Genomic DNA, 4155 nt, shown 5'->3' on the forward strand with positions numbered 1-4155 from the left:
TCATCGACATGCTCTACAACCTGGGCGATGCGTCGTTGGTGAGCAGCACACTGCTGCGCAAAGCAAATGCGGGCGATCTGGCCGGGGCGTGCGCTGAAATGCCGCGCTGGGTGTTTGGCACGGTTAACGGCCAGCGTGTGCGGCTGAATGGGCTTGTGAACCGGCGCGGCACGACTGCCGAGCTGTGCGCAGAGTGGGGGCGTGATGGGCACTTCAGCGCGGGGCTGGTGCAATGAAGGCGTACGCAATCACCGCCGCCGCAGCCCTGGCGCTGGGGCTTGCAGGCGGCCACTGGCTGACCAGCAAAGCCAAGGCAGAGCAGATGCAGCGGTATGAAGCCCGCATAGCTCAGATCAATGCAGATCACGCGCAGGCCGTGGCCAAGGCCAATCAAGCCGCGCTCAATCAAACGAAACAATGGGAAAAGGATCGGGCAGATGCTCAAGAAAACCACGCTCAAACAATCGCAAAGCTGCAAGCTGACATTGCTGGCTCTCGGCGTGCTGCTGACCGGCTGCGCGACACAATCGCAACCCAGCGCTTGCAGCTGTCCCAGCTATCCGAGCAGGCCGTCCGTAGCTACGCAGATGCCGCAAGTGTCGTATTCGCTCAGTGCGGAACAGAATATCAACGCATGGCAGCAGTCGCTGACCAGTGCATCGCAGACCTTGGATTGATGCGGGAGGCTTGGCCGAGGTAGAAATACTGCACTTTGGCCTTTTTTTCGTCATACGGAGCCCTATCAGCGCTGAGGCGCTTGGCTGCAGGGGGAAGTAATGGACTCCATAATTTCGCTCTTGACATCAATTCCGACAGAATTTGTCGGAATTGATGCTTCCTGGAGCCTCTCAAAACTTCAATCTCGAAAAATTCGCATCTGTTAAATCAATGAGTTGCAAGCAAGGAATTCGCGACTTCAGCGGAGCGCGAGAGGTTTCCTTTTTATGCTGAATGTGATTGTGTGTAATATTTGGAGAACTATTTTTTTTATAGGGGCAAAAATGTTAAAGAGTACTCGCTCTATCGTCGGTGGGGCAATTTTGGTGTCACTGTCATTAGTTTCTACTGCAGCAAGCGCGATTGACCTTGCTCTAATTGAGAGCAGCGTGCCAGATCCTGCCGAACAGATTCTGACACGTCTCATTGGAAATGGTTCTGGAATAGTTGTAGTGCCAGGATCTGCATCTTTTATTGGCAGGGCCGAGCCTGGTAATTTGGCGCAGAGTGCGTTCTACTCAAATTTCAATTTGTCTGATTCAACTGGACTTGGGCCAAATGTGTCAATCGGGGATGGTGTCTTGTTAACAACTGGGGTGGCTAATTTCCCCCTCACTAATACCGTTAACGATTGGAGCGCTCAAGGTTTAAATATCCCTTTTCCGCCAACAGGGGGAAACTCGCTGCTCTCAGGTTTAAGTGGCGGATCTACATATAATCAAAATGTTATTAGCTTTGACTTTGTGTTCTCTAATTCAACATCTCGCTCATTGCAAATGAATTTTGTATTTGGTAGTGAGGAGTTTCCAACTCAATCTATTACCGATATTTTTGGTTTTTTTGTTGATGGAGTGAATCATGCATATTTTCCAAATGGTGATTTGATTGGGAATAATGCATCTTCTAATTTTGTTGATAATCCTTTGGGTTCAGGTAATTATAAAATAGAATATAACGGATTTACCAAAAATATGCTTCTGACAGCCCCTGTGGATCCTAGCTTAAGCGTCCATACTGCAGTTATAGCAATAGCCAATACAAATGATAGTTTTTACGATAGCGGTGTGTTTATTTCTAATATTAGGGCAAGCAATAAAACTGATGGTGGTATAGGTGGGCCAGATAGCAATAGCATTGCCCCCGTTCCAGTTGGATCTTTTGGCACAATTATTCTAACTTTTTTTGCTTTGTCGCTTTCGTACTTCTTTATTAGAAGGAAACGTTTCTTGTAAAACGATCTTTGCAGCCCTGTATAGGGCTTTTTATGTTGCATGCTTAGCCAGATTTTTTTATGGCACAGATCCCTTTTTTATCCTTGGCTACGAATTTGTCACTTGATGAAGGTTTGAAGGAAATTTGTAATTCTTAAAAGAATTCAGTATGCTGAAATTAACTGATGCCCTCAAATACTTTTCCAATATCGGTGTGCACAATAAAGAGTAAGGCGAAAGCAAATTCATGCTGTCGTTTTAGAAAATTTTTCTTGTAACTTCCGTTATGTTGGATGCGTTTGAGATTTTTCAGGATGCGAACGAGGGCGGCGACGTAACTTTGAAGAAGGCTGAAGTGAAGCTTGCTGGGCAATTTAACAATACCTTTGACAAGGTGTTTCAGGCGGGTTTCCTGCACCTTGGAACGGTGGAAGAGGCGCACTTTGATGTGCGTGTGGAGTGAATTTAATTGCTATGAGCGGCCCGCACCTCAACTTCATGCTCTAGACCCGCAATCCAATTGCCAGCTCGGTCAATCCTGAGAGTACGAGCTTGGCCCCCCTTGGCCATGAGCAAGAGGTCAATGCAGTAATCCCGCTCGCTCGCATCGGGATCTGGCTCCATCCCATGGTGCCACACCTCGATGCGCTCGAAGGTGTCGGCGACCAACTGCCGTGCTTGAAGCCTTGCCTCGACCTCTTGGTTTTCAACGCCTATGGCCAGGCGCAACCATTCTTCATTCTCGTTGCTTAGGTCTTTGCGCGATGTGCTGGCAAGCTCGCGTTCTGCCTCTTCTGCTTCACGCTCTGCGGCCTGTAGGCAGGCTTCAATCTCACGCGCTTTGCGGGCAAACACCAGCGGCGTGCCTTCGTCCTCGCTGGCCAGCATTGCCTCGGTGATCTTGTCCAGCTGCTTTTTGATCGTATCAACAGCCTTGCGGGCCTGCTGTGCTCGTTTGCGCGGTGCGGCTGAGCGGTCGGCGCCATATAGGGACTGCAGGTTGATGATGTCAGAGCAGTAATCCATGATGGCGCGCTCAACTGGCGCGACGCTGGTTGAGCCAGGCACAGCACAGCCACCACCGTAGGCCGCTGCAGAGGCGCAAAGCAAGCGCCGGTAGCCATCGCGCACCCGGCCATCTGGCAAGCGTGGTTTGGTCATCAGGTTTTGGCCAGCCATCGGGCGGCCGCAGTAACCGCAGAAGGTGATGCCAATGCCGGTGATGACGTGGGGCAGGTCGCCCTTAACGCGTCTGCGGCCCTGCTGAGACGAAACACGTTGCAGCTCATCCCATGCTGCGTCATCAATTAGCGCAGGGTAATAGTCGCGCAGCAGAAACTCTTCGCCGTCGACGCTGACAGGTTTATGTCCTGCGAGTTGGGGCAATTTGATAAGCCGGTAGATTTGGGTGGTCTGGTTGGCTTTTGCCTGCGTGTACATCCGCAGCCCTTCGGCATCCAGTGCTTGCACAATTCTCTTCGCTCCAAAGCCAGCTTTGTAGAGCTCAATCACACGCCGTACAGAAGCCGCAGCCTCTTCATTGATAGTCCAGCCAGCCTCTGCTTGATCCAGCCAGGAAGGGTCTCGGCCTTGCTGGACCGCGCCTCTGTAGCTGCCATCAATCCATTTTTCGCACAATCGCCGTATGCTGGCCTTGACGCGTTTGCTCTTTGTGTCCGACTCTTCGTGCGCACGAATCATCACTAGCAGGCTGTAAACAAGGTCCATTGGATTGTCTTTCAGCCGTTGGCGGCTGTAGGACTTTCCATCGCTAGCGGTGACTACTGTGATGCCCGCATTTACAATCTGGGCTAATTGCGCTTGTGCTTGAATTGGCTCGGCGCGTGATAAGCGGTCCAGCCCCTCGACAATAAGCACTGATCCATCTGGCACCAGGCCATCTTCCACCGCGCGGAGGAAGGCTCCTAGTGCGCCTGATGTTATGTGCTTCTGATGGTATGCGGATAGGCCCTCGTCGCGCAGGTCCAGCTTTGTATCGAGCTCAAGCCCATGTTCTGCAGCCCAACGCGATGCATAAGCGAGCTGCCGGTCGACGGACCCTCCAGCAGATTGCTTTGGGTCTGAAAACCGCAAATAACTATAGACCAATCCAGCACCCATCAGGTAGCCTCCATGACAGAAATAGCAATAAAAGCCGCAGACCGCGTACCGCGTATAGGTATGGTATCACTCGGGTGCCCGAAGGCCTTGACCGACTCCGAGCTGA

Annotated in this window: 5 protein-coding genes; 4 read left to right on the forward strand and 1 reads right to left on the reverse strand. The window is 51.4% G+C overall.

Translation table 11 applies throughout. From position 1 onward, the window contains the following. From E8K88_RS17745 to E8K88_RS18120, 4 genes are all read left to right on the forward strand, one after another. Positions 1 to 236, forward strand: a 236-nt coding sequence (locus tag E8K88_RS17745; RefSeq protein WP_136407999.1) for a glycoside hydrolase family protein, incomplete at its 5' end; no start/stop codon positions are given. After that, a complete protein-coding gene (locus E8K88_RS17750; protein WP_136408000.1) occupies positions 233 to 700 on the forward strand; it encodes a hypothetical protein in 468 nt (155 codons plus the stop codon). The genes E8K88_RS17745 and E8K88_RS17750, both read left to right, overlap by 4 nt. 244 nt (positions 701 to 944) lie before the next feature. Then, positions 945 to 1949 carry a choice-of-anchor L domain-containing protein gene (locus E8K88_RS17755; protein WP_136408001.1) on the forward strand — a complete coding sequence of 335 codons (1005 nt, stop codon included), beginning with the start codon at positions 945 to 947 and terminating at the stop codon, positions 1947 to 1949. Between the two features lie 265 nt (positions 1950 to 2214). Continuing rightward, a complete protein-coding gene (locus tag E8K88_RS18120; RefSeq protein WP_168797389.1) occupies positions 2215 to 2391 on the forward strand; it encodes a hypothetical protein in 177 nt (58 codons plus the stop codon). Between the two features lie 2 nt (positions 2392 to 2393). Here E8K88_RS18120 and E8K88_RS17760 read toward each other — a convergent pair whose 3' ends face one another. Continuing rightward, a complete protein-coding gene (locus E8K88_RS17760) occupies positions 2394 to 4049 on the reverse strand; it encodes a recombinase family protein (protein WP_136408002.1) in 1656 nt (551 codons plus the stop codon). Between the last annotated feature and the right edge of the window lie 106 nt (positions 4050 to 4155).

This window comes from Lampropedia aestuarii (genome assembly GCF_004803635.1).
In the GTDB taxonomy this organism is placed as follows: domain Bacteria; phylum Pseudomonadota; class Gammaproteobacteria; order Burkholderiales; family Burkholderiaceae_C; genus Lampropedia; species Lampropedia aestuarii.

Coding starts and splice junctions, on each gene's coding strand:
- E8K88_RS17750 (WP_136408000.1), top strand. CDS start 233: ATGAAGGCGTACGCAATCACCGCCGCCGCAGCCCTGGCGCTGGGGCTT.
- E8K88_RS17755 (WP_136408001.1), top strand. CDS start 945: ATGCTGAATGTGATTGTGTGTAATATTTGGAGAACTATTTTTTTTATA.
- E8K88_RS18120 (WP_168797389.1), top strand. CDS start 2,215: ATGTTGGATGCGTTTGAGATTTTTCAGGATGCGAACGAGGGCGGCGAC.
- E8K88_RS17760 (WP_136408002.1), bottom strand. CDS start 4,049: ATGGGTGCTGGATTGGTCTATAGTTATTTGCGGTTTTCAGACCCAAAG.